The sequence below is a fragment of the Brevibacillus sp. AG162 genome (assembly GCF_006715575.1).
GTDB lineage: Bacteria > Bacillota > Bacilli > Brevibacillales > Brevibacillaceae > Brevibacillus > Brevibacillus brevis.
Genome location: NZ_VFNO01000001.1, coordinates 465,919 through 490,317, shown reverse-complemented (window position 1 = coordinate 490,317; position 24,399 = coordinate 465,919). Strand labels below are relative to the sequence as shown.

General features: G+C 47.4%; 27 protein-coding genes. 8 read left to right on the top strand and 19 right to left on the bottom strand.

Annotation, left to right across the window (positions count from 1 at the left end):
* Positions 1–37 precede the first annotated feature (37 nt).
* Together lgt and FB479_RS02320 are read left to right on the top strand one after the other, a co-directional pair.
* The gene (gene lgt / locus FB479_RS02325) at positions 38–835 is read left to right on the top strand and encodes a prolipoprotein diacylglyceryl transferase (RefSeq protein WP_142062061.1); all 798 of its coding nucleotides are present in this window, start codon (positions 38–40) and stop codon (positions 833–835) included.
* A 125-nt stretch (positions 836–960) separates the two neighbouring features.
* Complete coding sequence (locus FB479_RS02320; protein WP_106653379.1) at positions 961–1,200, top strand: hypothetical protein; 240 nt, start codon at positions 961–963, stop codon at positions 1,198–1,200.
* Positions 1,201–1,269: 69 nt separating this feature from the next.
* On the opposite strand, the gene FB479_RS02315 is transcribed toward FB479_RS02320, so the two are convergent.
* The 3 genes from FB479_RS02315 to FB479_RS02305 form a co-directional block, all read right to left on the bottom strand.
* Positions 1,270–2,289 (bottom strand): inorganic phosphate transporter, encoded by a 1,020-nt coding sequence (locus tag FB479_RS02315; RefSeq protein WP_106653378.1) that lies wholly within the window; start codon positions 2,287–2,289, stop codon positions 1,270–1,272.
* Positions 2,282–2,899, bottom strand: a complete 618-nt coding sequence (locus tag FB479_RS02310; protein WP_007728239.1) for a DUF47 domain-containing protein — start codon at positions 2,897–2,899, stop codon at positions 2,282–2,284. The genes FB479_RS02315 and FB479_RS02310 overlap by 8 nt, the downstream gene beginning before the upstream one ends.
* Before the next feature lie 160 nt (positions 2,900–3,059).
* Positions 3,060–3,746 (bottom strand): GGDEF domain-containing protein, encoded by a 687-nt coding sequence (locus tag FB479_RS02305; protein ID WP_106653377.1) that lies wholly within the window; start codon positions 3,744–3,746, stop codon positions 3,060–3,062.
* A 285-nt stretch (positions 3,747–4,031) separates the two neighbouring features.
* Here FB479_RS02305 and FB479_RS02300 point away from each other — a divergent pair, with 285 nt between their 5' ends.
* The 3 genes from FB479_RS02300 to FB479_RS02290 all read left to right on the top strand — a co-directional run bounded on the left by FB479_RS02300 (position 4,032) and on the right by FB479_RS02290 (position 6,067).
* Positions 4,032–5,096 (top strand): type III polyketide synthase, encoded by a 1,065-nt coding sequence (locus tag FB479_RS02300; RefSeq protein ID WP_185746313.1) that lies wholly within the window; start codon positions 4,032–4,034, stop codon positions 5,094–5,096.
* A 2-nt stretch (positions 5,097–5,098) separates the two neighbouring features.
* Entirely contained in the window at positions 5,099–5,626 is a 528-nt protein-coding gene (locus tag FB479_RS02295; protein WP_142062055.1) for an isoprenylcysteine carboxyl methyltransferase family protein, read from the top strand.
* Between the two features lie 120 nt (positions 5,627–5,746).
* Positions 5,747–6,067, top strand: coding sequence for a hypothetical protein (locus FB479_RS02290; RefSeq protein WP_106653374.1), 321 nt, complete (start codon positions 5,747–5,749; stop codon positions 6,065–6,067).
* 17 nt (positions 6,068–6,084) lie between these two features.
* On the opposite strand, the gene FB479_RS02285 is transcribed toward FB479_RS02290, so the two are convergent.
* The 4 genes from FB479_RS02285 to FB479_RS02270 form a co-directional block, all read right to left on the bottom strand.
* Positions 6,085–7,200: an aminopeptidase gene (locus tag FB479_RS02285; protein WP_142062052.1), complete on the bottom strand. Its 1,116-nt coding sequence runs from the start codon at positions 7,198–7,200 to the stop codon at positions 6,085–6,087.
* A gap of 146 nt (positions 7,201–7,346) precedes the next feature.
* Positions 7,347–7,529, bottom strand: a complete 183-nt coding sequence (locus FB479_RS02280) for a DUF4025 domain-containing protein (protein ID WP_106653372.1) — start codon at positions 7,527–7,529, stop codon at positions 7,347–7,349.
* Between the two features lie 118 nt (positions 7,530–7,647).
* A complete protein-coding gene (locus FB479_RS02275; protein ID WP_142062049.1) occupies positions 7,648–8,157 on the bottom strand; it encodes a hypothetical protein in 510 nt (169 codons plus the stop codon).
* Between the two features lie 76 nt (positions 8,158–8,233).
* Entirely contained in the window at positions 8,234–8,659 is a 426-nt protein-coding gene (locus FB479_RS02270) for a MarR family winged helix-turn-helix transcriptional regulator (protein ID WP_106653370.1), read from the bottom strand.
* A 388-nt stretch (positions 8,660–9,047) separates the two neighbouring features.
* Here FB479_RS02270 and lepB point away from each other — a divergent pair, with 388 nt between their 5' ends.
* The gene (lepB, locus tag FB479_RS02265; RefSeq protein ID WP_106653369.1) at positions 9,048–9,608 is read left to right on the top strand and encodes a signal peptidase I; all 561 of its coding nucleotides are present in this window, start codon (positions 9,048–9,050) and stop codon (positions 9,606–9,608) included.
* A 61-nt stretch (positions 9,609–9,669) separates the two neighbouring features.
* Here the strand turns inward: lepB and FB479_RS02260 are convergent, their stop codons facing one another.
* The 6 genes from FB479_RS02260 to FB479_RS02235 all read right to left on the bottom strand — a co-directional run bounded on the left by FB479_RS02260 (position 9,670) and on the right by FB479_RS02235 (position 16,222).
* Positions 9,670–10,491 carry a M15 family metallopeptidase gene (locus FB479_RS02260; protein ID WP_142062046.1) on the bottom strand — a complete coding sequence of 274 codons (822 nt, stop codon included), beginning with the start codon at positions 10,489–10,491 and terminating at the stop codon, positions 9,670–9,672.
* Positions 10,492–10,573: 82 nt separating this feature from the next.
* A complete protein-coding gene (locus FB479_RS02255) occupies positions 10,574–11,464 on the bottom strand; it encodes an NAD-dependent epimerase/dehydratase family protein (RefSeq protein ID WP_142062043.1) in 891 nt (296 codons plus the stop codon).
* A gap of 28 nt (positions 11,465–11,492) precedes the next feature.
* Positions 11,493–13,526, bottom strand: a complete 2,034-nt coding sequence (gene ggt / locus FB479_RS02250) for a gamma-glutamyltransferase (protein WP_142062040.1) — start codon at positions 13,524–13,526, stop codon at positions 11,493–11,495.
* Positions 13,527–13,693: 167 nt separating this feature from the next.
* On the bottom strand, positions 13,694–14,773 hold the full coding sequence (locus FB479_RS02245) for a phosphodiester glycosidase family protein (RefSeq protein WP_142062037.1): 1,080 nt from the start codon (positions 14,771–14,773) through the stop codon (positions 13,694–13,696).
* Positions 14,754–15,260, bottom strand: a complete 507-nt coding sequence (locus tag FB479_RS02240) for a coiled-coil domain-containing protein (RefSeq protein ID WP_142062034.1) — start codon at positions 15,258–15,260, stop codon at positions 14,754–14,756. Before FB479_RS02240 ends, FB479_RS02245 begins: the two co-directional genes overlap by 20 nt.
* Before the next feature lie 137 nt (positions 15,261–15,397).
* A complete protein-coding gene (locus FB479_RS02235; RefSeq protein WP_142062031.1) occupies positions 15,398–16,222 on the bottom strand; it encodes an RDD family protein in 825 nt (274 codons plus the stop codon).
* 79 nt (positions 16,223–16,301) lie between these two features.
* On the opposite strand from FB479_RS02235, the gene FB479_RS02230 reads away from it, so the two are divergent.
* The gene (locus FB479_RS02230; RefSeq protein ID WP_106653362.1) at positions 16,302–17,282 is read left to right on the top strand and encodes a stage II sporulation protein M; all 981 of its coding nucleotides are present in this window, start codon (positions 16,302–16,304) and stop codon (positions 17,280–17,282) included.
* Here FB479_RS02230 and FB479_RS02225 read toward each other — a convergent pair.
* From FB479_RS02225 to FB479_RS02205, 5 genes are read right to left on the bottom strand one after another with little or no spacing between them, the layout of a single operon-like run.
* The gene (locus tag FB479_RS02225; RefSeq protein ID WP_142062028.1) at positions 17,249–18,619 is read right to left on the bottom strand and encodes a DUF58 domain-containing protein; all 1,371 of its coding nucleotides are present in this window, start codon (positions 18,617–18,619) and stop codon (positions 17,249–17,251) included. The genes FB479_RS02230 and FB479_RS02225 overlap by 34 nt on opposite strands.
* Entirely contained in the window at positions 18,570–19,490 is a 921-nt protein-coding gene (locus FB479_RS02220) for an AAA family ATPase (protein WP_142062025.1), read from the bottom strand. The genes FB479_RS02225 and FB479_RS02220 overlap by 50 nt, the downstream gene beginning before the upstream one ends.
* Positions 19,491–19,498: 8 nt before the next feature.
* Positions 19,499–20,623 carry a DUF4350 domain-containing protein gene (locus FB479_RS02215; RefSeq protein ID WP_142062022.1) on the bottom strand — a complete coding sequence of 375 codons (1,125 nt, stop codon included), beginning with the start codon at positions 20,621–20,623 and terminating at the stop codon, positions 19,499–19,501.
* Positions 20,616–21,242, bottom strand: coding sequence for a DUF4129 domain-containing protein (locus FB479_RS02210; protein ID WP_142062019.1), 627 nt, complete (start codon positions 21,240–21,242; stop codon positions 20,616–20,618). The genes FB479_RS02215 and FB479_RS02210 overlap by 8 nt, the downstream gene beginning before the upstream one ends.
* The gene (locus FB479_RS02205) at positions 21,235–22,272 is read right to left on the bottom strand and encodes a DUF7847 domain-containing protein (protein WP_142062016.1); all 1,038 of its coding nucleotides are present in this window, start codon (positions 22,270–22,272) and stop codon (positions 21,235–21,237) included. The genes FB479_RS02210 and FB479_RS02205 overlap by 8 nt, the downstream gene beginning before the upstream one ends.
* Before the next feature lie 185 nt (positions 22,273–22,457).
* Between FB479_RS02205 and FB479_RS02200 the strand changes: the two genes are divergently transcribed.
* Complete coding sequence (locus tag FB479_RS02200; protein WP_106653356.1) at positions 22,458–23,000, top strand: hypothetical protein; 543 nt, start codon at positions 22,458–22,460, stop codon at positions 22,998–23,000.
* 240 nt (positions 23,001–23,240) lie between these two features.
* On the opposite strand, the gene FB479_RS02195 is transcribed toward FB479_RS02200, so the two are convergent.
* On the bottom strand, positions 23,241–24,389 hold the full coding sequence (locus tag FB479_RS02195; RefSeq protein WP_142062013.1) for a glycosyltransferase family 4 protein: 1,149 nt from the start codon (positions 24,387–24,389) through the stop codon (positions 23,241–23,243).
* Positions 24,390–24,399: the final 10 nt, after the last annotated feature.

The window sequence follows — 24,399 nt, the reverse complement described above, 5'->3', positions numbered from 1 at the left end:
ACTTGGCACAGATGTTTTGAGGCAAGGAGGCACATTCATGATTGATCCGATCGCAATTGCAATCGGCCCCTTAAAGATTCACTGGTATGGCATTATTATGGGGCTGGCGTTTTTCTTGGGTACTTATCTCGCGCGCTACAATTCCAAACGTTCTGGCATTGATCCTGATCACGTCTTGAACATGGTGGTTCTGATCATTCCTGCAGCCATCGTTTGTGCAAGATTGTATTATGTTACGTTTGAATGGGAGCAGTACAAAAACAATCCACTGGACATCTTCGCAGTATGGCAAGGCGGTTTGGCTATTCACGGTGGATTAATCGGTGGTGTTCTGGCAGGAAGCTGGTATATTCGAAAACATAATCTGCCGTTCCTTCGTTTGGCTGACATTTTTATGCCGAGTGTTATTTTGGGTCAAGCCATCGGACGGTGGGGTAACTTTATCAACCAAGAAGCACATGGTGATGTTGTTTCGGCCGAATTCATGGAAAAGTTCCCCGCATTCATCCGCGAGCAAATGTTTATCGGCGGACAATATTACCATCCTACATTCTTGTATGAATCGATATGGAACCTTGTCGTTTTCGGCATTCTCATGCTCATGCTGTACCGATTCAAAAAATTCGATGGACAGATATTGTTCAGCTACATGATCCTGTATTCGATTGGACGCTTCTTCATTGAGGGCATGCGTACAGACAGTTTGTTGATAGCCGATACTCTGCGTGTCGCTCAATTAGTCAGTCTGTGCTTAATTGCTGCCGGTGTCATCTTGATGCTCGTGTTTGCACGCAAAAGCAAGCAGGCAAGACATTCCCAAAACTCGATCGAATAACGTCAACATGCCATATCCATTGCCACTCAGGTCAGTCCGACTGGGTGGTTTTTTCTTTGCCTTGTCTGAATTGTCGCAATGCAGGCAATAACTAGGAGATAGACTGAAAAAAGGAGGGGAATCAGATGGATGATGGAATTTTGGAAGAGTATCTCGATCGCCACGTACGTATTCATTTTGCTCCTGATATGATCGGACAAGGATTATCCGCATTTGCAGAAGGCAAGTTGTATGATTACAGCCCCAATGGCATTTTAATTGAAGAGCGGGATGGTTCGTTGGACTATATCCCATTCTCTGCCGTACGCCTCGTGCAAATTAAGCCCAAGCCCGGCTTATGGGAGCGTTTAACTGGATCAAGTTAATGAAAAAGACACCTTCCCGCGTACTCTCCACGGAAAGGTGTCTGTTATCTGTTGTATAAAGATGTAGCTCTACAGGAATACGTCAAACACGACGTAGCATGCAGCAGCCAAAAGTCCGGTAATCGGAAGGGTAATGACCCAAGTGACCAAAATTCGGCCAGCCACGCCCCATTTTACTGCGTTCAGCTTTTGCGATGCCCCAACCCCCAAAATGGCGGATGTGATCACATGCGTTGTGCTCACCGGCAGTTTCAAAGCTGTAAAGATTGTGATAATCAAGGCAGAAGACAGGTCTGCTGAGAAACCGGAAATTGGCTTGATTTTCATAATCTTACCACCCAAGGTCTTGATGATACGCCATCCACCAAAGGCTGTACCTAAAGCCATTGCAATAGCAGCTGAAAGTTTTACCCACAGTGGAATGGTGAATTCGCCCGGTTCTTGTATCAAGAATCCTCCAGAAATCAGAGCAAGGGTGATTACGCCCATTGTTTTTTGCGCATCGTTGGCTCCATGGCTGAAGGCCTGCCAAGCCGCTGATACAACTTGCATCGAACGGAAGCCTCGATTGGTTTTGTGGTACGCTGAGTTACGAACAAGCCAAGACACAAGCTTGATCACGACAAAACCAACAGCAAAGGCAACAAGCGGTGATACGATCAACGCTTGGATAATGCTAATGAATCCTGACCAGTTAATGGCACCACTTCCTGCGGCACCAAAAGCAGCACCTGCGACGCCGCCGATAATCGCGTGCGAGGACGAACTAGGAATTCCGAACCACCAGGTGATTAGGTTCCATAAAATCGCAGATGTCAATGCAGCCAAAACGACGACCAATCCATTTTCCAGCTTGAATGGATCGGTAATGCCTCCCCCGATTGTCTTCGCTACACCTGTATACGAGAGTGCACCAATCAAGTTACACAAGGATGCAATAATAATCGCGGTTTTCGGACTTAATGCACGCGTCGAAACAGAGGTCGCAATCGCGTTCGCCGTATCGTGAAAACCATTGATAAAGTCAAAAGCTAGCGCCATGATGACGACGAGTACGAGAATAATCACCTCTGGCGAAAGATCAGGCATTCTTTAACACGATCCCTTCTACCAGGTTGGAGACGTCCTCAGCGAAGTCAGCACAGTCTTCGAGCTTATCGTAAATCTCTTTGAGTTTGATCGCTTCCATTGGGTTGGTATCAGGAGAATTCAACAAATCAGATACCATTTTGCGGTAGTTGGAGTCAGATTCATGCTCCAAATCTTTGATTTCCCCAGCGATTTGTGTTACGACTTTATGATCCAGCTTGCGCAGTGTGCGAATCAGCTCGATCAGCTTAGCCGAGCATTTCACCAAAATATTGGCTTGTGCCAGTACACGCGGATCTGGTTGAGTCACTTGATACAAATACATACGATCAGCGACACCGTCAATGTAGTCGATCATCGAGTCCATCGTATGAGCGAGTTGGTGAATGTCTTCACGCTCAAGCGGAGTGATAAAAGTAGAGTTCAACTCGTTCATAATGCGACGAACGATTTCGTCTCCTTCTTTCTCGACAGCCTTGATTGCCTTAACCTTTGTTTCTAGATCTTGATAGTTTCCTATCATTTCATAGAAAAGATGCGTTCCTTTGTGCACAGTGGCAATCTGCTGCTCGAACAGATCAAAGAAGATATACTTGTTTGATTTCAACATACGGGACTTCTTCACTCCTTTGATTAAATGACACCTAAGTGATTATATCGAAAGTTATTGTTTCCGTAAATTTAAAATCAAGGTCAAGTGTGTATATTTTTCTTTAAGGAATTATTAAGTTTTTGTAAAGGCTCTTTACAATAAAAAAAAAACACCCGTGTCAAGAGAGATGACGAGTGTTAGTCTTGCCAATATTTATCTTTTCATTCGAAGCGACCATCATGCAATCTTTCCTTTTTTTCGCTTCATACATAAGCATATCTGCTTTTTTCGCTAACTCTTCCGCTGTTGAAGCATGGTGTGGATACGAGGCTACTCCGATACTGACCGTGACACCTGAAAGAGCATGTCTCACTTGATTTTGAATTCGTTCCCCGATTTGCAGTCCTCTTCTTGTGTCTGTTTGCGTTAACAAAACGACGAATTCTTCCCCACCCCATCTTCCAACCGTATCTTGTTTACGTACACTTGCTTGCAAAAGTCTTGCAAATTGGCAAAGGAGTCGGTCTCCTTCCAAATGACCATATGAATCATTGAATATTTTGAAATTATCCAAATCAATAAACAATAAAGTAACAGATTGATGATTGCTTTTTGCCAACTCTACTTCTTCGACTAACTTGTCCAGAAATCTGCGATTGACGAGAACGCCTGTAAGCGAATCGTGATAAGCCATCTGCCGCAACTGATCTACATACTTCCCTATTTGATAGGCAGCAAGGGTCTGAATGACAGCCACAAGTAAAAGAAAGACAATCATACTCTCATCCGTCGGCAATCCGTATCCGATCAGCCAAACCGAGATGATCACACAGGACACACCCAAGCTAATCCAGCGTGAGCCCAAAGTACACTACCCCCGATCTATCCGATGTAACCCTCTTTCGATTCATACTTTAGACCTATCTGTCAAAATCTAAAGCAGGTCTTTTTTCATATAATCAGGAATATTTTACCTATCTTTTTTTGCAAGTTCAAGCAAAACCACGAAACTGTCACTTATTCATTCAAACGAATCTTGGAAAAATCCTGACAACCAGACGGGAGTCTAGGACATGGTGCAGCATGAATTGGAACCAATTGGAAGGGATAAGCTAATGGCTAATAAAAATAGACGGGAGTGAATGAATGTATGCCCCGTATTGAAGCAGTGGCTACAGCAGTACCTTCCCACGAGATTACACAAGAAGATTCCATGAGGCTGGCACGCCTATTTTTTCAAGATGCTTTTCCTGACATAGACCGGTTGTTACACGTATTTGCACACAGTCACATTCAGAAGCGACATTTCAGTATGCCAATGGATTGGTTTTTGGAGGATCGTCCGTTTGCAGAGAAAAATCAATTGTATATCGAACATGCGGAAGCCTTGGCAGAGGAAGCAGCCCGAAAGTGTTTGATGAAGGCTGGTGTCGAGCCGTCATCTATCGATTGTCTGATGTTTGTATCAAGCACCGGCATTGCGACCCCGAGCCTTGATTCCCGCTTGATACACCGTTTAGGACTCCGTTCGCAAGCAACCCGTGTCCCGTTGTGGGGCCTGGGCTGTGCCGGGGGAGCCATGGGCTTGTCGCGAGCATGTGAGTACACCCAGGCTTATCCGACGCGGCGCGTATTGCTTGTAAGCGTAGAACTGTGTGGCTTGACCTTCATCCGACAAGATTTGTCCAAAAGCAATTTGGTCGCAACGTGCCTCTTTGGAGATGGAGCTGCAGCCGTATTAATAGAAGGAGATCAAGTCTTGTCCTCTTCGGACACACCTAAGGTTCAATTTTGCGATGCACGTACGACAACATGGCCGGACACTGTAGATGTCATGGGATGGGAATTGACCGATCCGGGGCTAAAAGTCATTTTCTCCCGTGACATCCCTACTCTCATTCGTTCTTCGATGCGAGAAAACGTCGAGAGCTTTTTGTCACCGCATGGGGTGTCTATTGATCATCTGCGTCATTTCATTTTCCATCCAGGGGGAGCCAAGGTATTAACGGCTTACCAGCGGTCTTTGGGCATTGGCACAGAAGCCACTCGTTTTTCTGAAGATGTCCTAACCAATTTTGGAAACATGTCTTCCCCTACGGTTCTGTTCGTCTTGGAAAAAAGCATGGAGAAGGCGTGGGAGCCAGGAGATCGCGGTTTGGTCGCTGCGCTTGGACCTGGATTTAGCTCGGAGCTCTTACTTCTGGAGGCGAAATAGTCATGTTGCTCTTCTTTGGATTCGTCATGGCTGCAGTCGTGTTGCAGCGACTGGTCGAGCTTCTCGTTGCCGTGAGGAATGCCCGCTATATCCGCTCAAAAGGAGGCTACGAGGTTGGGGCGAGTCATTACAAATATATCGTCCTGCTTCATCTTCTCTTTTTTCTCTCGCTTATTTTCGAAGTGGTGGGAAAAGACAGCGCCGTGGTTCTGCCCTCTTGGTGGGCGGTTCCATTCAGCCTGTTTTTGATCGCGCAAGGGCTTCGTTACTGGTGTATTCACAGTTTGGGCAAACGGTGGAATACCCGCATCTTCATACTCCCGGGCGAGGCTCCGATCAAGCGAGGTCCTTATCGCTTCATTCGTCACCCCAACTACTTGGTCGTATCGCTTGAGCTGCTCCTACTCCCTCTTACATTTTCCGCTGTGGCAACTGCCCTGACGTTTTCTCTTTTGAATGCCTGGCTGCTCCTGCGCATACGGATTCCCTTGGAAGAAGCAAGCGTCTACGATGGTCATAGCGAGTCATAAAAACGAAAAGTCTTTGGCACATGCACATGCCAAAGACTTTTTATCGAACAAAAGGTTTATCATTTGTCATTTCGCGGGAAAAGAAAAGAAGCTGTTACTCTTTCCCGTGAGGTGGATCAAGTGAATCGTACAACCATAGTGGAGCCTCAGGAGACGAAGCGTATCATCGTCCGAGACTTTTTCGCTTTGATTGAAACGGTACCGAATAAGGATGACCAGGCTACTATTCAAACTTTTCTTCGCTATTTGCAAAGCCTACTAAGAATTAAGCAAGTCGTTCCTCCGGTTGTTGAAATCATGACGGTCGTCAAACAAAACAAGCCACTTCTCTACCACGCGGCACGCAGAGTTACTCTTCCTTCAAGCAATCTGCACATGCTATTTCAGCTAGAAATGGATATTATGCTTGCCCACGAAAGGCTCCGTCAGTACGACAAATGATTTGGGTAAGCTTTGCCTTACCCTTTCAAGTTTTCTGGATTCAGACATTCAAGCTCTGCAATGACAAAACGACCATCTTTGCGAATCAGGACGTCATCAAACCAGATTTCCCCTCCGCCCCAATCCGGACGCTGGATGGAAACCATATCCCAGTGCACAGACGATTTGTTGCCATTGTATGCTTCGTCATAGCATTGACCAGGCGTGAAGTGGAAGCTTCCGTCTATTTTTTCATCAAACAAGATATCTTTCATCGGGTTGCGAATGTAAGGATTCACACCGATAGCGAACTCCCCAATGAAGCGCGCTCCCTCGTCCGTATCCAAAATTTGATTCAAGCGTTCGGTATCGTTCGCTGTTGCCTCCACAATTTTACCGTCCTTGAAGGTCAGGCGAACATTTTCGAAAGTAAAGCCGTGGTATGGTGTTGGCGCATTATGAGTGATAACACCATTTACGGAATCCTTCACAGGTGCTGTATACACTTCACCATCTGGAATATTGCGCAGGCCCGCACATTTCACAGCAGGAATGTCCTTGATTGAGAAGATGAGATCCGTTTCAGGTCCTACCAAGCGTACCTTGTCTGTGCGATTCATCAAGTCAACCAGACTGTCCATTGCTTTGTCCATTTTCGCGTAATCCAGGTTGCATACTTGGAAGTAAAAATCTTCAAAAGCTGCTGTAGACATGTTCGCAAGCTGTGCCATAGAAGGATTTGGATAACGAAGAACAACCCACTTCGTTTTAGGCACGCGCACGTTCATCACTGGCAGCTCATACAAGCGAGAATAGATGCCGAGCTTGTCACTTGGAACATCAGCCATCTCATTGATGTTGTTCGCTGCACGAATTCCGATGTAACCCTGCATTTTCTCCATGAGTTCAACCTCATGTTGAGCCATGGTCTTCAACTGCTCTTCATTGCAATTCATTGCGATTTCTCGGCTTACGGCGGGATCAATCAATTGAACATAAGGACTGCCGCCTGCTTTGTAAATCTCACGCACGAGGGCTTGCACCAAATCCGGTGTGTCCCCTTTCGCGTTGATCAAAATGTTTTCCCCTGGCTGTACTCGTACAGAATAGTTAACCAGATTGTACGCTAATTGATCTAATCGTGAGTCTCTCATTCCTGGCACACCCTTTTTAAATTTTCTGATTCCTCTTGTATTTTTACCGATACAATCTACTAAGTCAATAAAAATTTTTTTATCAACGAACCAAAAAGCGACCAGCCTCCTTGCATCCAGGCTGGCCTCGCTCTTTTCCTATGTCTTTACATCGTCTGTTCCTTGTCCTCAATGGTTCCCATCTTGTACATATCACTGACCAGCTCCTGCGTCGTTGCCAGTCCAGCTGTATATTCGTCTGCCTCTTGATAGTAGACGGCTCCGCCTGCATCCTCACTGTCCAACTCTCTCGCCATGGATTGAGCCTGCTCTTTATCATAACCTGCCATTTTCCTTCCTCCTTCCTTTTGGTTTTCGATCCGCTTTAGTTTGTACGGGAATCTCCACATTTAGCCAACAAAAAGACGCTTGCCCAATCGAGGGACAAAGCGTCTTTTATAAAGGAAATTATTTATTGTTATCGGATTCAGGTGCGCTCATTGTCCAACCAGCAGCTGGAGCATTTACAGGAGTAATGCGATTAGTTGTAACAAATTGATCTGTTCCTGGCATCATTGTCCATCCAGCTACAGTAGAGATTACTGGAACGTATTGGCCACTCACCAGTACGAACTCATCTTTACCTGGCATCATCATCCAGCCACCTTGTTGAGTCAGCCCTTGAATTGGGTTAACGGTTTGTGGCGCTGTAGGTTTTACTTCAGGTGTAGTTGTTGGTGCAGTTGTTGTTGTTTCAGTTGCAGGCTTCTCTTCAGTAGCAGGCTTTTCTTCAGTTGCAGGTGCTTCAGTAGCTGGCTTTTCGTCAGTTGCAGGTTTTTCTTCTGTAGTTGTTGTTGTTGCTTCTGTTGCAGTAGTCGTTTCAGTAGCTTTTACTGCCTCTTCTGCAAATGCAGCTTGTGTAAACAGAGCAGCTCCTAAGATACAAGAACTCATGATCAGTGTGCTTTTCTTTTTCATATGTGTACACTCCCATTCCCGCGGTACACACTTTTGTCTTGCAAGAATGTCCCCAGACCCGAACTTGATGGCATGTCTATATGGACTGCTGCATTTTCCTGAGGAAATAAGTAAACTGCTCTAACTCGTCGTCGTTCAGATTCTCCAGCAGCTTTCCTACTAGCGCTCTCCTGTCGCACAAAAGTCCTTCCAGAGTCGGAATCGCCTGTTGTGATAACGTGACCCACACTACACGTCGATCCTGTTCGTCTCGGATACGGTCGATAAAACCAGCCTTCACTAACCGATTGAGTGCAATGGTGGTGGCACTATTGGACAGTTTCAAAATGGTCGCCAGCTCAGAAACTGTGCTTCGTCCTTTTTGATGTAGCACACGCAGCAAGATAAACTGCTTCGGACTGATTGACTCTTCTTCTAGCCAATTGTTAATAAAGAAACGAGCAATTTCGACAAATACTCGATCCAGTTCCTCAAGTTTACTGGCACGGGACATATTGCTCACAACATCACCCATTTTCGGAAAATTAATAATATAAGTACTTTTACTATAAAACTATATAGCCTAAGTACTGGAAGATCAAGAGAACTCCCGAAATTATTTCTTTTCACGAAAGATATGTATGAGCCAGACAAAGTGTTTACCACTTAATATTTTTATTGTAAAACTTATTTCAAGAACATCTTAACTCAAACAGGAAAAACTGACAATAGGTAAGCTTGCAAAATAATGTTACGACTTTCTCGAACTACACCTGCGAAGCCAATTATTTCCTTGAATCATCTTTCGTATCTATTCGTAAAGCATGTATAATGGGAAGACAGCCTTACACACACGAGGCTTTTGACTCAGGCATATTTGCCACAGAAACCACATACATAGGAGAATTTCAATGGAACAAACCAACCCTACACCAAAATGGAAAGTAGAATTGCTTGATTGGTTAAAATCGTTTGTCTTGATTGGCGGATTGACTGCCTTTATCTACGTATTTGTAATGGCTCCCTATGTCGTCCAAGGGCGTTCCATGGAAAGTACGTTGCATGACCGCGAGCGTGTCATCGTAAACAAAGCGATTTACTACCTCAAAGAACCGCAGCCTGGCGATATCGTCATCGTTCATCCGGATGCAACTGGCGACAACTGGATCAAGCGCGTGGTCGCAGTAGCTGGTGATACGGTTGAAGCCAAAAATGATCAAGTGTATGTCAATGGCCAGCCGCTCAGCGAAGAGTATTTGGTCGAAAACAAGCTTAAAGCTTCAACAGCAGGTGTGACATTAACCGAAGATTTTGATCCTGTGAAGATTCCTGAGGGCAGTGTGTTTGTTATGGGGGATAATCGCAACAACAGTATGGACAGCCGCGTCATTGGCCCTGTTCAACTGGATCATGTAGTAGGACGTGCAGAGGTCGTTTATTGGCCGCTATCCCAGATTCGCCTCCCGCGTTAACCTTTTCCAGGCAGCAAAAAGCCGCTCCAGATCGGGGCGGCTCTTTTCATTTTCGATGGCGTTATTTGTGGGCAATTGCCGCTTCAGATAAATAATCCTCCAAAGTGAGGCCACCTGCCATAATTTCTTTCGCCATTTCCTTCCCTACATAACGCAAATGCCAAGGCTCATACGCATATCCAGTCGTATCTTCCTTGCCCTTCAAATAACGAATGACAAACCCAAAGTCCGCACAGTTGGCTGCCAGCCATATTCCTTCAGGCGTCTCACCAAATGATTCTTCCAATCGTGTATTTGCATCATAGCCAGACACATCCATTGCCAAGCCAGTCTGATGCTCACTCTTTCCAGGTACGGCACTGTAGGCAGCTGCATGTTCAGCACCTTGCGTCCTTACATACGTTTCGTACAGCGATCTTTGGGTCTTATACGAGCGGTAGCCAGAAACGGCGTACAGTTCAATACCTTCTGTCTTTGCTTTGGCAAACAGTTCTTCTAATGCTTGTGCAGCTTCTGCTCTCAGCAATCGCTTCTCTACTTTTTCATCAAAAGGGAACGGCACATTTGGCTCTACCAAATCCGGTGGAATATAATCGGCAGGCAATGCCCGCTGTTTATTTACGACAACCGAGAGATCTGTTGCATTCGTAACGGTTGGCACTCCATCCACATCTTTTATCGTCTCTGCAAGAGATGCCCGTTGGGGACGTGCTGTCTCCTCGTTATTTGGTTCAACTGTCGTTGACTGCGTTCCCTCTCCCGCGGACTGTCCATTCGACTCGCTGGATAACAATCCACTCAATGAGGGAGGTTCACATCCACTGAGTAGTGCTACTGATAGTGCTGCGATGATCGCGAGACTGCTGGTGCGATTTTTGTTCATGATCGATCCTCCTGGTTCCTTACAGACACATATGTTCTGCTTTACCTTACCATGGAGTAGTACGAAAGAAAAGGTAGATAGGTCACGCTTTTTCGGAGGTATATTCCTCGTTTAGGTTTTTGACAAGCGCCGGCAACCATTCATCCAGCGACCAGAATGGGAAGCCCGCGGCCTTAGCCTTGCTGTTATCCATGTAAAACGATGCTACAAATCCAAAGGGAGACGCATCAGAAGCATCTGTCGTTTGCTCGATTCGGGCAGGCTTTCCGACTGTTTGCGCAATTGTCTGCATCAGCTCAGCAAGCGAAACAATCCCATCCGAGCACGCATTCACAGGCCCTGTGATGGACGTTGTCGCCACCCATTCCAAAAATTGTGCCGCTTCCTGTGCATGAATAAAGCACATACGGGCAGCGGGATTCATCATACCAATCGGCCGCTCCTCTTGCACTTGCTCAATATGAAACCATAGCCGACGTGTGTAATCGTCTTCCGCTAGCACGATCGGAAAACGAACAGCTACGACAGGAAAGGCCTTCTCCTGAAAAAAGACGGCTTCTGCTTGACGCTTCCCCTCTTGATAGGTTGTCTCGTCTCTCGTTTTCCGATGGATTGCATACGTGTATGGATCAAATGCCTCTTCCTGTAGTTGTTCCTCGGCATAATCGTAGACGGACAAGGTAGAGGTCAAAACGTACTTACCTACTTTCCCCCGAAAAACCTTACACGCATCCATAGCATTTTTGGAGGAATAACAGATGTTATCGTACACCACATCCCACTGCTCTTCTCCAGCAACAGCAAGAGAATGGACGTCATCGCGATCAAGCGTAATTCTTTTAACAGAAGCAGGCAACTCCACTTGGCTAAGCCCCCTCGTTGCCACCGTAACGTCTACCCCAGCTTCAACGAGAAGCTGCACCAATCGCTTTCCAAAAAATCGCGTTCCGCCGAGTACAAGCACTTTCTTCATTTTTTGCTACATCCTTTCCTTGATCAGCCTACTTTTTGCTATTCAACTCGATAGACCGCTCTCCTTCCTTCCACATGACCGTATAGCCCAGCTTCTCGCCAACTTTTTTGACAGGCAAGTAAGGAATTCCCTTCACCATGACGACATCAGTCTGGAAGGACGTCACTTTTTGTCCCAACCCTAACAGCAGCTTATTGGCTTGAACATAGGCCACTCCATCTATCATCACTTTTTGCTCTGCTGTATATGGGTAGACATTGCCGTTTACTCGTAAATCAAAGGGGCCTTCTTTTTCTTTTGGCGACTGGTTTGGCTGAGCAGCCGTATATGCAATGGCATCCACCCCGAGTACAGTACCCTCGCGCGTGTTATCCGCTCCGCCGTACATTTTTCCCGTTTCAAAATCGTACACAATCGCTTGGACGTTGCCAATGTTCGTTGGTTCCTCAGCAAAAACGTGACCTTTTGCCATCAATTGCAGGATAACGTCTTGGTCAATGCCCGCTTCCCACGTCACACTCGGATAGCTGCTAGAAAAAATGCGTGGTGCACGAATGGCATCCTGAATCTCCATTCCATGATCGATCACATTGAGAATCGTCTGTGATACAGAAGCGATGATCGTCGACCCACCTGGTGAGCCAATTGCTAAAAAAGGCTTCCCGTCTTTTAGCACCATGGTAGGCGTCATGCTCGAACGTGGACGCTTGCCGGGCTCGACCTGATTGACACCGCCAGGAATCGCATCAAAATCAGTAAGCTCATTATTGAGCATGAAGCCGTAACCCGGAACCATCACACCGCTGCCAAAAATATCTTCAATGGTCGTCGTATACGCAACGATATTCCCCCATTTGTCCATCACAGAGAAGTGCGTGGTCTGCTTGACCGGAGACTGATCTCTCAATTTCATGGACACCTCTGGCTTTTTGCCGGGATCGTACTTCCAAGGGTCTCCTGCCACTACATTGGCATTCGCGGTCTCTTCGCGAATGAGCTGACGCCTTTCCTTGATGTATTTGTCCGCAATCAGCCCCTTTTTCGGTACCGGATACACGTCCTCGTCCGCCATAAACGCCGCCCGATCTGCGTAGGCGAGGTGATTGGCTTCGATCAGATGATGCAAATAGGCTACAGACCCGATTCCGTCCTTTTTGTTATCGTAGCCTTCCATCAGCTTCAAAATCTGAATGAGTGTCAAGCCGCCAGAACTGGGTGGTGCCATCGAAATCACTTCATATCCACGATACATGCCGCGGACCGGTTCACGCTCTTTTACTTGATACGCCTGCAAATCATCGAGTGTCATGGAGCCACCCGTCCTCTGTACTTCTTCGACGAGAGCCTTACCGATTTCCCCTTCGTACAAGGCATCTGAGCCTTTGTCGCGGATGATCTTCAACGTTTTCGCCAATTGGGGCTGAACCAGCATCTCGCCTTCTTTGAGTGGAACTCCGTTTGGCGCAAACACTTGTGCAGCAGTCTCATGCTTTTTCAGCTTTTCCATGGAATTAGCAATAAATTGAGCGGACACCCAGTTGACGCGAACTCCTGTTTCCGCCAATTCAATTGAAGGTTCTATCACTTTTCCCAAGTCCCATGTTCCATACGATTCCAACGCCTGCTCTACGCCCAGCAAGGTACCTGGGACACCTACGGCCTGACCGCTCGTATGTCTCTCCTCAAATGGGATCGGCGTACCATCTGCCTGCAAAAACATATCGGGAGTCACCTTGGCAGGCGCCACTTCCCGACTATCTATCACCGTCACTTTGTTCTGATCCTTCACATAAATCATCATGAAACCACCGCCGCCGATACCAGACATATACGGTTCTGCCACATTCAAAGCAAATTGGATCCCAGCCGCAGCGTCAATCGCATTGCCGCCCTTTGCCAAGATATCTCTACCGACCTGCGCCGCTGCTGGATGAGAGACCGCGACAATTCCTTTTGTAGCTCCTTGCACACCTGCTGGCACCCCTGGGACTTTTCCCACAGCAAAATGAGGAAACGAAAGCACGGAAACAATTGAGAGGGCAACCAACATCCCTTTTTTCATGCGATCCCTCCTATTCGATTTCATAACTTCTACTATTATTATAATTTTCAGCATTTTTTAAGGTCAACCCACATTCACAGTTGCCTAGGCAAACTTTTCTCTACAGAAAAAAACACTCTTCTGCATCGAGACTTTTCGTCTTCCCAGAAGAGTGTTCCGATTTTTGCTTATGGCATGATGACCAAATTGCTCACCACGCGTCGTTCTTTGCCGCCAGATGGCTTGTTCAACAGCTTGCCATTGTAATAAAACGCACTGGAGCCGCCGCCGTCGAGGTTATACGCATCCACGACATGCCACTCTTGCAGCTTTCTTTGCGCTTCCTCCAGCGTAACACCATTACTCCAGCCATCTCGTCTTCCATCAATGACAATCAGCAGCAAATCGCCGTTGTCGAAATGGCCGATCAGTGTTCGCGGTTGACGTGCATTCGCCCATTCACGAGGAATAGGCAATCGCTTTCCGTCCTGCAAAAGACGGGGCAAAAAGCTCGCTCCCTGCAATATCCCTTGTTGTGTAATTTGCGCCTGCGTCTTAATGTTTGTTCCGACCAGATGACCTTTGTTGTTAAATCCGACAAAGCTCAGCTTCGCATTATTGGAAAAGGTTCGAATCTTGCCGTCAACAACCGTAATGCCTAACGGAGTCAGATTGCCCTGCTTGTCCGACATAAAGCCGCCTGCATTGATCGCAAGAATAGCTCCTGTGCGCTTACCAGCTTGACTCGTCGTTTCTCCTTTACTTTTCACGGAGTTGTTGGCCAGCACCATTTTCAGCGCTTTCGGATCATTGAGGCGAACTTTGGCCATGTAACCGCGGTATCCTCCTTCTTGCAAGGAATAAATTTTCACTGTCGAGTTTTTCCCGAAGTGTTGACCGATCGGCTTGCCAAGCATGTTGGACAAAATCGTGTCCAATACATCCGCAGATTTTTGTGTCTGGGATTTGCTCGCTTCAAGTGCGCTGCTGATCTTCTTGTTTTGCTGCTCGTATTCTTTCTGTTCCTTTTTCGAGCGATCCCGGATGTCTTCAATGACGAATTCTACGTTTCGAAGCTGCACCTTGGTGTCATTGAGCCGTTCCCCCAGCTCATCTGCTTGGCTCTTCGCTACGGCAGAAGGAAGCTTCAGGCCTTCTGTCTGGAGCTTGTCCACTGGATTGTCCAGCGCAAAAGCGACCAAAAAACCGAGAGCAGGCGCCATCAGAAAGAGAAAGAAACGGTTTATCTTACCAAGCACGGGCAGCATCCTCCAATTTTTTCAGAGATGCCTTCAAATCAACCAGCTGTTTGTTAAGCTGGTCAACCCGATCCTGCAGAGCTTCTTTGGTCTTGTTAGTGCCACCAATGGTTTCACCCGTCAATGCCAAATCTTCTTCCAGATTTCCCAGACCCTTCTGGACATTTTGCATTTCTTCCTGCACCAGAGTCAATTGATCTCCCAATGCCTTCATCTGCTTTTGATTATCTTCTTGAACTTGATCAATTCGTTGGTTCACAAATTGCTGCTGCTTGTCCAACGTATGAACAGCAAAGGCATATCCAGCATAGGCAAGTCCTACCCAGACCAGAACGGCCAAAACGATCGGTAGTAAAGGACGCTTACCTTCTGTCTGGGAGGGAATCAATGCCTGAAAAAGACTGCCTCTTCTGCGTCTTCCTTTCTGCTTCCCGTTTGCCGGGAGTGGCAGTGTGGGTGACGAAGTCGATGACGCTCCCATGTATTTGTCGTCCATCGGCTCCCTCCTCCTTTCTGTGACATAGAGTGAGGTTTCATTATAACATAGAAAGTTTTTGAAGCAGCATTTTGCTGAATAATGGAAAAACAAGTCGAATAAAGAAAATACCGCCATTTTTTTGGCGGTACCTCGCTTTATTTTCGGAGCTGAAATTCGTTTTGCAGCTGATTGTACAGTCTTTGCAAAAACAGGATCGGGTCTTCCTTGGTGGTCTGTTCGTCAAACAGATCTAATTTTTTGCGCATGATGCTGGCAATTTGATTCCCAAGTTCATACTTTTTCGCTTGAGTTAAAGAAGATAATCTGCTGATGAAGGAGGAAAGCAACTGCCAGTCCTCTCGGGTAATCGCCTGTTTTTGGCGTTCATCAAGCACGAGTAGCGCATGATTCAAATCAAAGCCGTTTGACTGTCTGTCTTTCTTTTTCTGAAAAAGAGTCGATCGCTGTCCTGACTCTACCACGACAATCGTGCCCGCAACCATATCGCCAATTCGCTTATCACGGGGGTGGAAAAAGCAGACGAGCGCCCCGAGAAAATAACCAGATGGCATTGCGTCAACGATGCGAAACAGATTCCGGATCGTCGAGGAAACAAACGTCGCAGGCTGTCCATTATCACGGATGACTCGGATTCCCACCAGCCTTTTGCCAACGGTTTGCCCGCCCCAGAACGCTTCCAGTAACCAATAGTAGCCAAAGTTCACTACGAAGATAACCAGGAGGACGATTGCCAACACATAGTTGTCAGAATCCAGGAAAAAATCATCTTCATTTCCAAATAAAACTATACCAAACATTATAAATACAGTAAGATTAACCAGGAGCAAGATTCCTGTATCAATCAGCATCGCAGTGGCGCGACTGCCAAGACCTGCCGTCTGAAATCGCAGCATAACATGCTCGGGTGTCACGACAGACGCTTCTCGATTTGACCCACTGACGTATGTCGGTTCATTCATGATGGTTTTCTTCCCCCCCTCGAAACTTTGAGGTTTTTTCTAGTGATTACACACGCGCTAATGTAAGGAGGCATTATACATGGATATTACCTCGTTTTGGCACAAGCATAAAGCCTCTTGGGCCGAACTGGAACAATTAGTGGAGCGTTTTACCCGACAACCTCGGCACATCAGTGCTACCGATATTGATCGCCTGACACAACTATATAAGAAAACATCTGCTCATTTGGCCTATGTACGCTCCTATCATCCTGCAGACGAGATCACCCTCTACTTAAACCAACTCGTCTTGCGTGCACATAATTTGGCTTACAAGCAGCGAATAGGCAGCTGGCAGCAGCTCAAGCATTTCTTTGGCAGCTACTTGATGGGTCTCGTACATAAGCGAATGAGCTTCATTGGTGTGGCAGCTCTTCTCTTCATCATCGGTGGTATTTCTGGCTTTGCCGCCGTCATGGTCGATCCACTCAACTTGTATTATGTATTGCCACAAGGGATGGCTGAGCAGATCGATCCATCCAGGCTGGGAGAAGGGCACGAATCTCTCGACAGTCCGGTCATCTCCACGATGATTATGACCAACAACATCAAAGTGGCGATGCTGGCGTTTGTCAGTGGAATTACGTTTGGAATCGTCCCCATCTACCTTCTCTTATTCAATGGCCTTCTGGTTGGAGCTTTGGCAGCCGTCTACTATCAGGCAGATAGCAGCTATGCGTTTTGGGCCTACATTTTGCCACACGGCGTGATCGAGCTGACTGCCATCTTCATTGCTGGCGGAGCAGGTCTTCACATGGGGTACCGCCTGCTTGTGCCCGGCCGCTACGCACGAAGACATCAATTTTTGGAGGCGGCAAAAGAGTCTGCGCATCTGCTGCTGGCTACCATCCCACTCTTATTCATCGCAGGAATCATTGAGGGCTATATTACTCCATCGAGTCTCTCTCTCGAAGCCAAGTACATCGTAGCTTTCGGCACGTTGCTTTTGCTGATCGCCTGGTACCTCCTTGGATACAGACCCGATTCTCACAAAGCTTCTCTTGACTTGATGTCCAAATAAGTATTGATAACCGTCAGCGTCAATTGATCGGCCGGAACGTCCAGTACCTGGATACCCGCGCCGATCATTTTTTGTTGAAACGCCCTGCGATCGAGCTGGAACCGTTGAGCTACCGCCTTTGTAAACGCCAAGCTGCTGTTGCTCGTGTCTATATGACTCCATTCATGCAGAAGCGGATCTGCCAAAGACAGCAGCAAGAGCAAATGCGAACGGCGCATCCGCCACAAGTAATTGCTCAACTGATCTTCGACGAGGTAGTTTTCCATATCTGAGAAAAGAACCACCAAGCTCCTTCTCTTCTGCTGGCGATTCAAAAATTCAAGCGCCTTCGCCGGATCTGCCTCTACAAAATCACTTGTCAGGTTGTAGGTTGCCTCCAAAAGGGTATGCAAGTGGCGCAATCCTCTGCCTGGAGGTATGTACGTCTTGATTTCATGCGAATAGGCTAGTAGCGCTACCTGATCTCCTTGACGCAATGCCACTGCCGCTAACGTGAGCGCAGACTCCAGCGATCGATCCAGTCTCGTTTGGTTATCCAGCTCGACGCCCATCAACCTTCCGCAATCGATCAGAATAGTAATCACCTTGCCATGCTCTGGTCGATATTGGTTCGTCATCAGACGTCGGGAGCGTGCTGAAGCAGACCAGTTAATCATCCGAGGATCATCGTCAGGCACGTAATCGCGGATCGCATGGAATTCCGTACCCGCTTTCGCCCTGCGCATGATTTTTTTCCCGTCGACGATCAAGCTCTCCTGCAACGAAGCCAAATAGCCACGAACGGCTGAAAGGTCGGGGTATACCTTGATCGTTTGTTCACACGAAAAGCGGCTTTGACGATACCACAAGCCGAGCTTGCCATGCCAGCGCATGTAAAGCCAGCGGAACACGTACTCTCCGCGTTCTTTTCCTCTTGTTTCAAAACTGATGTTGGTTAAGGGTTGCTCCATCACACCCGTGACCGGTCCGGTTTCTTCAAATGACAGCGGAAGATCATCCACGATGGAGTACGAAACGGATTGCCCGCTTCTGTTCGCAAGCTCAAGCTCGATCGAAAACGATTGTCCGATATCCGTCTGCTCAGGCAAGATTCGCCGGATCGACAAGTCTCGGCGTTTGGGGATGGTAACCCAATCCAAGATGCTTGCGACGAGGAGTAAACCGTTGTACAAAAAGAATATCGAATAGCCAATCTCCAGTAGAAATCCGACGATCGCGATAGGTGTGCCTAGCAAAACTGCCACAAGCAGCCGCTTGGATGGCAAGACAAAACGGTCTGCCAAAAAATCAGCGAGGAACTGGAATAGCCGCCAGCGTCTCTTCGATGATGTGGTCACTGGTACCCCCCTCCAATTCTACCTGCGGTGACAGTATGAGTCGGTGCCGCAATGCAGGACGGGCCACCATCTTCACGTCATCAGGCGTCACAAACTTGCGATTGTCCAAAAGTGCCCATGCTTTGCTGGCCATCAACACGGCGATTCCGGCACGAGAGCTGGCACCTAAGAGCAATCGTTTCGTTTCGCGTGTATTGCGAATCAGTGTCGTAATGTACTCCAGAATCGAATCATCCACAACCACTTCTTCTAATTGGCGTCGCTTCTCCAAAATCGCATCCCATGTAAAGAGCGGCTCTTGATTACGCTCGTGGCTGCGCTTGTTGGGAATATGTTTGGCGAGGATTTGCTTTTCATTTTCATGGGAAGGATACGACATCGTTAGCTTGAACAAAAAGCGATCGAGCTGTGCCTCTGGCAACACATACGTTCCTTCATACTCCACCGGGTTTTGCGTAGCGACGACAAAAAACGGATCTGGCAAAGGATAGGTGACACCATGAATCGTCACTTGCCCCTCCTCCATTGCTTCTAAAAGGGCCGCTTGGGTTTTCGGGGGAGTCCGGTTGATCTCGTCCGCCAGCAATAAGTTAGCGAAAACAGGACCTTTGATTGTCTCAAACTGGTTCTGCTGCATATTGAACACTACATGACCAATAATGTCCGATGGCATCATGTCAGGCGTAAACTGGACGCGCTTGCTCACGCCCCCCATCAATTCCGATAAAGTCCTTACCATTTTCGTCTTTCCGATACCGGGTACACCTTCTAGCAAGACGTGTCCGCCGGCAACCAAAGCTGTTAACAGTAACCGAACATTTTGCCGCTGACCAACCAGCTCTTTTTCCATTTGTTGCAACAATTGCTCCACGGTAGTTGTCACTCCTTCTCCAGACGCTTCGTAATCTCATCCAACAAGAGACTGTCTGCAAGCAAACTCTTCGCCGAGTATCGCCCTTCGTTTTTTGCCTGCTCCAGTCGTTCCAGCAGATGAGCGAATTTCTCTATCTCTTGATTTGTCCATCTTGTTTTGGCATATCGCACGATTTCCACACGATCAGCCCGTTGGTGCACTCCCCACCGATCGTACAACAGCTGTCGCATGTACGCTTCTCGATGTCGCAACGCATCCTTTGCCAGCCCTCTTCGCTCATACCAGCTAGACACAGCGAGCAACGTCTCATCACCACGGCGAACTGTCCATTCCCTAAGCGTATAGACCGGTCCGAAACGTTTTCCTCTCCACCACACGTACAGCAAAAGCAGGATCGCGAGTTGAATGCAGGCGGCTACGAGCCAGCCCGGGTAGATTGCCAAAAAGCCTGGTTTTTCCTGCAAGCCGTGATGGTATTCGTCTACCCAAAGAACGGACCAATCTCCTTGTACATACGGCCAGATCGCTTCAAAGTGGGACAGTCGATCAATTTTTTGATTGGTTAGCCATTCCGGTACAAGAAAAAACGTGACACTGCCATCTCCCACCTCTGTTCTTCCCCCGAGTATCCCCTGATCGTCGTAGAGAAGTGGCTCCATGTCATCATCTTCTAAAAATCTCAATGAGGTCTCTGCTTTGCCCATGAACCTGCCCTGAACGAGAGGTCCCTGAATGTTTCGCTCCTGATTTTCTTTACCCCGGATGTACTCCGTATAAAAGGGAAGCTCTTCCCACTCTGGTCTCGAGTCAAAGAGAATCAGATTATTGCCTTCACTAACCCAATCCAGAATGTCTATCTGTTCCTCTGGCATCAGTCTTTCCGGCTCTACTACGAGCATGGCCTGCCCAGTTGCTGTTGGTAAAAAACGCATAGGCTGCCGCCATTCCTTTACCTGCTTGCCTTTTTCCTCCAGTAGTACGAGCACAGCCTTGATTCCGCTCGGCTGTGCAGACGAAGCCAAGTACGACGGGAGAGGCTCAGCTGTAGGCTTGACGATCAACCAGCCCACGATGACAAGCAACAAGGTAGCCACAACGATTCCGACACGATAGGTGCGCAAACTATCCATGCTGTCCCTCCTCGCGCCAGATGCCTTCCAGTTCGTTTACACGCTGCCAGAACGACACTTCATCAACAAGCTCCTGCCCGTACCAAACAGCGTCGAACTCACGTGCGAAGCGGCCGAACACATCGCGTAAGCTCGGCTGATTGGCCTCAATTTCTTCTGCGTATTCCCAATTCGTTTTCCATTTCTCCACACGAACCCATGATTTCATTTGCAAATAAACCAACAACGCCAAAAACAACGAGCGTTCTCCTTCCCGCCATTCTCCTCGCGCTGCTTTTTCTTTCGCATCACGCAAATAGTCTGCATGAGAACGTATTTTTTCACCGTCCATAAACAGCGGTCGATGCTTCTTCTGTTCCCAAATCATTCTGCGGAACAGCCAGTAAATGATGCTGACCAGTCCCAGTACTGCCATAATGAGCACGAGTGTAGATACGGTATTAGCCGCACCAGACGGAATATTGGTCCACTCAAAAAGATCGGCGATCAACTCGATCACAAAATCCATCGCTCTTTGAATCCAGTTCTCTCCACTGCCTTGGGGCAAATTGAACTCGTCTCTGGCTAGAATCTCTTGTAAATGCTCCTTGTCATCTACCCAAGGACTCGTGCTAATCATGTGTAACTCCCGGCTCTTGTGCAGGGGTAGGAGTTGCTGGTTCTACTGGTGCAGATGTGGCAAGCTGACGGCTTACTAGCTCTTGTAAATCTGTCCCGTCTTTTCTTACGCGCAGATCAAAGTAAGCCAAAGCGTAAACAATGGCCATCCAAGGGCTCAAGAGGCAGGTAAGTGCAACCAGAATAATTTGCGCGAGGATAGATGTACCTAAGACGCCAGTGAGTACTAATTGCATGCCGCTAGAAAACATCGAGTAGATCACACTGAGAACTACAAAAATACCGAATAAACGCCAAAAGTTTCCTTTTGTCAAATTCCAGCTCTGGCCGATCCCGATACCATCGCGTTCGAACAGAACGAGCGGCATATAAAAACCCCAACGCAGCATGAAAAAGCCCGGTACGAGCATCATTCCAGCAATTAAGAATAAATAGCCAAATAAAATCAGAATGATCATAAGCACAATGCTGCCTTCATCTGACGGATCAAACATGGTTTCCAATGTCATTCCACCGGCGAAGGCGATCATAACGAAAATCAGTCCATATACGATGACAAATGCTGTCGACACTGCAAACGCGATTACTCCATATAGGAAAGTACTGCCCGCAAGCGGCCAAAATCGGCGAAGTGCTCCCTTCAAGGCATCTTTTAAGCTCAAGGTCTCTCCCTCGAGAGCAGCCTTCGTGAGTAAAATTGAGCCGGAAATCATTTGCGGATAGGCGATGATCAAAAGGATCGGTGCGACAAGGAATAGGAATATGAGCAACATAGGAAGGCTTTGTGTCATAAATTCTTCTTGTCCGGCAAATCTTGCGCCTAACGATTCTGCAAAGTCCAGACCTTCTGTATCTTGTGCGAGCAAAGGCACTCTGGTAAGGTCAACCAGAAGTAGTTGCTGCAGGAGTAATAATGGACCGAACCAAATTAAAGCCAACAAAAAGAATGCTCCAAAATGCTGGCGATACACAGAAAAGCTCTTGTCCAACAGCTTCCCCACTCCCATGGGGGCAATCGGCGTACGATTCATGAGAAACCTCCATCTTTCTTTTTGAGATTACCTGATAAGTATACACGATTTCCCTGTTTTTTTAAAAAAATCATCTAATTTTGCTAATGTTTTCCTGCCTGATTTTGTCAAATCAGGTGTTAGTCCAATGCGGTCGCCCCCCTTCTGAATATGATATTGCATGCATAGGAAGGAGGGAGTTGACTTTGAAAGCATTGAGAAAGAAGAAGCTAAAAGCAAAGCAAGCCCGCTGCAAGAAGCGATCTACCAGACGCAAACCCAATAATCTGCTCAGGCAATTACGCCGTTTTGTGCGTATCCACGTACGTGCACCTCGAGTGAATGTGACCACCCCCACTCCGCAAGTAGAAGCACCTGTTGTACAAGTAGAAGCGCCTGTTGTACAAGTAGAGGCACCTGTTGTACAAGTAGAAGCTCCGAAGCCAATCGTCATCCCGGCACCAGTCGTGAAGGTAGATGTCGAAACGGAAGAAACAGCGGAACAAGCATGTATAGAAGGGCTTCGTCAAGAACTCAGCAAATGCATGAGAAATGATCAACTTGTGGAGGTCTTATTGACGACGGATTGGGGACCTGAGAGTCGTTCTTACCGAATCGGCAAGCTTCTTAGAGTGGAGGAAGGAATCATTGAATTACAGACCTTACCCTCCTCACGTACAAACGGAGCTTCTATCCTTATTCCTATCACCCACATCGTCGCGATTATTCCAAATGCAGAACCCAATTGAACAAGCTGATATTCTGCGAGGCTTAAGGATTGCCTGAAGATGCGGGGAGTCTGTGCGTAGTAGATTCCCCGCATTTTCCCCCATTTCGTGCAAACGAATGTGAGACAAGCCCATTTGTTCAGACTGGCCTGTCCACTCTAGCAGGACATTGTATGACTCTTTCGTCCCGAAGGAATAAGTAAACGCCCACTTCTCCGATCTTTCTCAGGGAAGTGGGCTGCTAGTATTCGTTTTTTGGTTTTACCTACCCCTGTTATTCCATACGTCTAGCACATCTCTTGCGACTCGATCCCATGTAAATCTTTGTTCGGCAAGCTGGCGCCCGCTTCTCCCCATTTGACGTTGGAGATCGCGGCTGGACAATAGTTGTTTCAGCTGTACTGCAAACGCTTGAGGGTCCTCCGGCTGCTCGACCAACAGTCCATTGCCTCCGATGATCACCTCAGCATTTCCCCCCCGCTTTGTCGTGACAAAGGGCAGACCGGCGGCCATTGCTTCATAATGGACACGTGCCAGTGGTTCCTCCCATTGCGATGGACAGACAAAAACGTCACCTGCCCAGAACCAGTGGTGAATCTGATCTGCCGGAACAAATCCCGTTGTAATAACCGGAACAGGCGAACGATTCGCTAATGAGCGTACATATGCTGCATAGTCACTGATTTTATTTTCTCCGTACCAGGACCCTCCAACCAAGACGAGAGCGATGTTGGAATGGTAGGAGCGGAGTTCATTCATCGCGCGAACCAGAATGTCGGCCCCTTTTTTCGGCGTCAATCGTCCTACAAACAAGATTACTTGTTTGTTGCCAAGATTGTGCGTCGCCCGCAGTTCCTGACGAATCTTTTGCGCCGTTTTGGATCCTTCCACCGGAACAAACGTTTCCAGGTTCACACCTGAATAAATCGTACGAAGCTTATTTGCGGCTTCGGGATACAGCGAGGCAATGACCCGGCCGACATAATCACTGATGGTGATGATGCTTTCTGTTTCAGCAACGGCTCTAGCAGCTTCTGCCTGCCCTATTTTTACCGGATCAAACATATCATTGTGCATACTTAAGATGATACGGGCGTTCGGACATACCTCACGAATGATGGGAACCATCCGTGGTCGGTTAAAAACATGGATGACATCATAGTTGTTCGCACTCAGAAAAGCGGCTACTTCGCGCGCATAGATCTCGAACACACCTTGACCATCTACCCGCACATAATGCGCATTGCGAACTATTTCATCCTTCGGTAGCGTGGGATCCGACGTTCCCAGGATCGTCAGCTCATGATGTCTCCCTAAAATATCTGCAATCCCTGAAATATAAGTTTGAATCGCTCCCCCTCGAATAGGAGGGACTGGCAATTTTTCTGTACAGACCATGATAGCTTTCATCCGAATTCTC

What these genes read in the sequence shown, in the direction of transcription:
- lgt (WP_142062061.1), top strand. Translation starts at nt 38, where the DNA reads ATGATTGATCCGATCGCAATTGCAATCGGCCCCTTAAAGATTCACTGG.
- FB479_RS02320 (WP_106653379.1), top strand. Translation starts at nt 961, where the DNA reads ATGGATGATGGAATTTTGGAAGAGTATCTCGATCGCCACGTACGTATT.
- FB479_RS02315 (WP_106653378.1), bottom strand. Translation starts at nt 2,289, where the DNA reads ATGCCTGATCTTTCGCCAGAGGTGATTATTCTCGTACTCGTCGTCATC.
- FB479_RS02310 (WP_007728239.1), bottom strand. Translation starts at nt 2,899, where the DNA reads ATGTTGAAATCAAACAAGTATATCTTCTTTGATCTGTTCGAGCAGCAG.
- FB479_RS02300 (WP_185746313.1), top strand. Translation starts at nt 4,032, where the DNA reads ATGCCCCGTATTGAAGCAGTGGCTACAGCAGTACCTTCCCACGAGATT.
- FB479_RS02295 (WP_142062055.1), top strand. Translation starts at nt 5,099, where the DNA reads ATGTTGCTCTTCTTTGGATTCGTCATGGCTGCAGTCGTGTTGCAGCGA.
- FB479_RS02285 (WP_142062052.1), bottom strand. Translation starts at nt 7,200, where the DNA reads ATGAGAGACTCACGATTAGATCAATTAGCGTACAATCTGGTTAACTAT.
- FB479_RS02280 (WP_106653372.1), bottom strand. Translation starts at nt 7,529, where the DNA reads ATGGCAGGTTATGATAAAGAGCAGGCTCAATCCATGGCGAGAGAGTTG.
- FB479_RS02275 (WP_142062049.1), bottom strand. Translation starts at nt 8,157, where the DNA reads ATGAAAAAGAAAAGCACACTGATCATGAGTTCTTGTATCTTAGGAGCT.
- lepB (WP_106653369.1), top strand. Translation starts at nt 9,048, where the DNA reads ATGGAACAAACCAACCCTACACCAAAATGGAAAGTAGAATTGCTTGAT.
- FB479_RS02260 (WP_142062046.1), bottom strand. Translation starts at nt 10,491, where the DNA reads ATGAACAAAAATCGCACCAGCAGTCTCGCGATCATCGCAGCACTATCA.
- FB479_RS02255 (WP_142062043.1), bottom strand. Translation starts at nt 11,464, where the DNA reads ATGAAGAAAGTGCTTGTACTCGGCGGAACGCGATTTTTTGGAAAGCGA.
- ggt (WP_142062040.1), bottom strand. Translation starts at nt 13,526, where the DNA reads ATGAAAAAAGGGATGTTGGTTGCCCTCTCAATTGTTTCCGTGCTTTCG.
- FB479_RS02245 (WP_142062037.1), bottom strand. Translation starts at nt 14,773, where the DNA reads ATGCTGCCCGTGCTTGGTAAGATAAACCGTTTCTTTCTCTTTCTGATG.
- FB479_RS02240 (WP_142062034.1), bottom strand. Translation starts at nt 15,260, where the DNA reads ATGGACGACAAATACATGGGAGCGTCATCGACTTCGTCACCCACACTG.
- FB479_RS02235 (WP_142062031.1), bottom strand. Translation starts at nt 16,222, where the DNA reads ATGAATGAACCGACATACGTCAGTGGGTCAAATCGAGAAGCGTCTGTC.
- FB479_RS02230 (WP_106653362.1), top strand. Translation starts at nt 16,302, where the DNA reads ATGGATATTACCTCGTTTTGGCACAAGCATAAAGCCTCTTGGGCCGAA.
- FB479_RS02215 (WP_142062022.1), bottom strand. Translation starts at nt 20,623, where the DNA reads ATGGATAGTTTGCGCACCTATCGTGTCGGAATCGTTGTGGCTACCTTG.
- FB479_RS02210 (WP_142062019.1), bottom strand. Translation starts at nt 21,242, where the DNA reads ATGATTAGCACGAGTCCTTGGGTAGATGACAAGGAGCATTTACAAGAG.
- FB479_RS02205 (WP_142062016.1), bottom strand. Translation starts at nt 22,272, where the DNA reads ATGAATCGTACGCCGATTGCCCCCATGGGAGTGGGGAAGCTGTTGGAC.
- FB479_RS02195 (WP_142062013.1), bottom strand. Translation starts at nt 24,389, where the DNA reads ATGAAAGCTATCATGGTCTGTACAGAAAAATTGCCAGTCCCTCCTATT.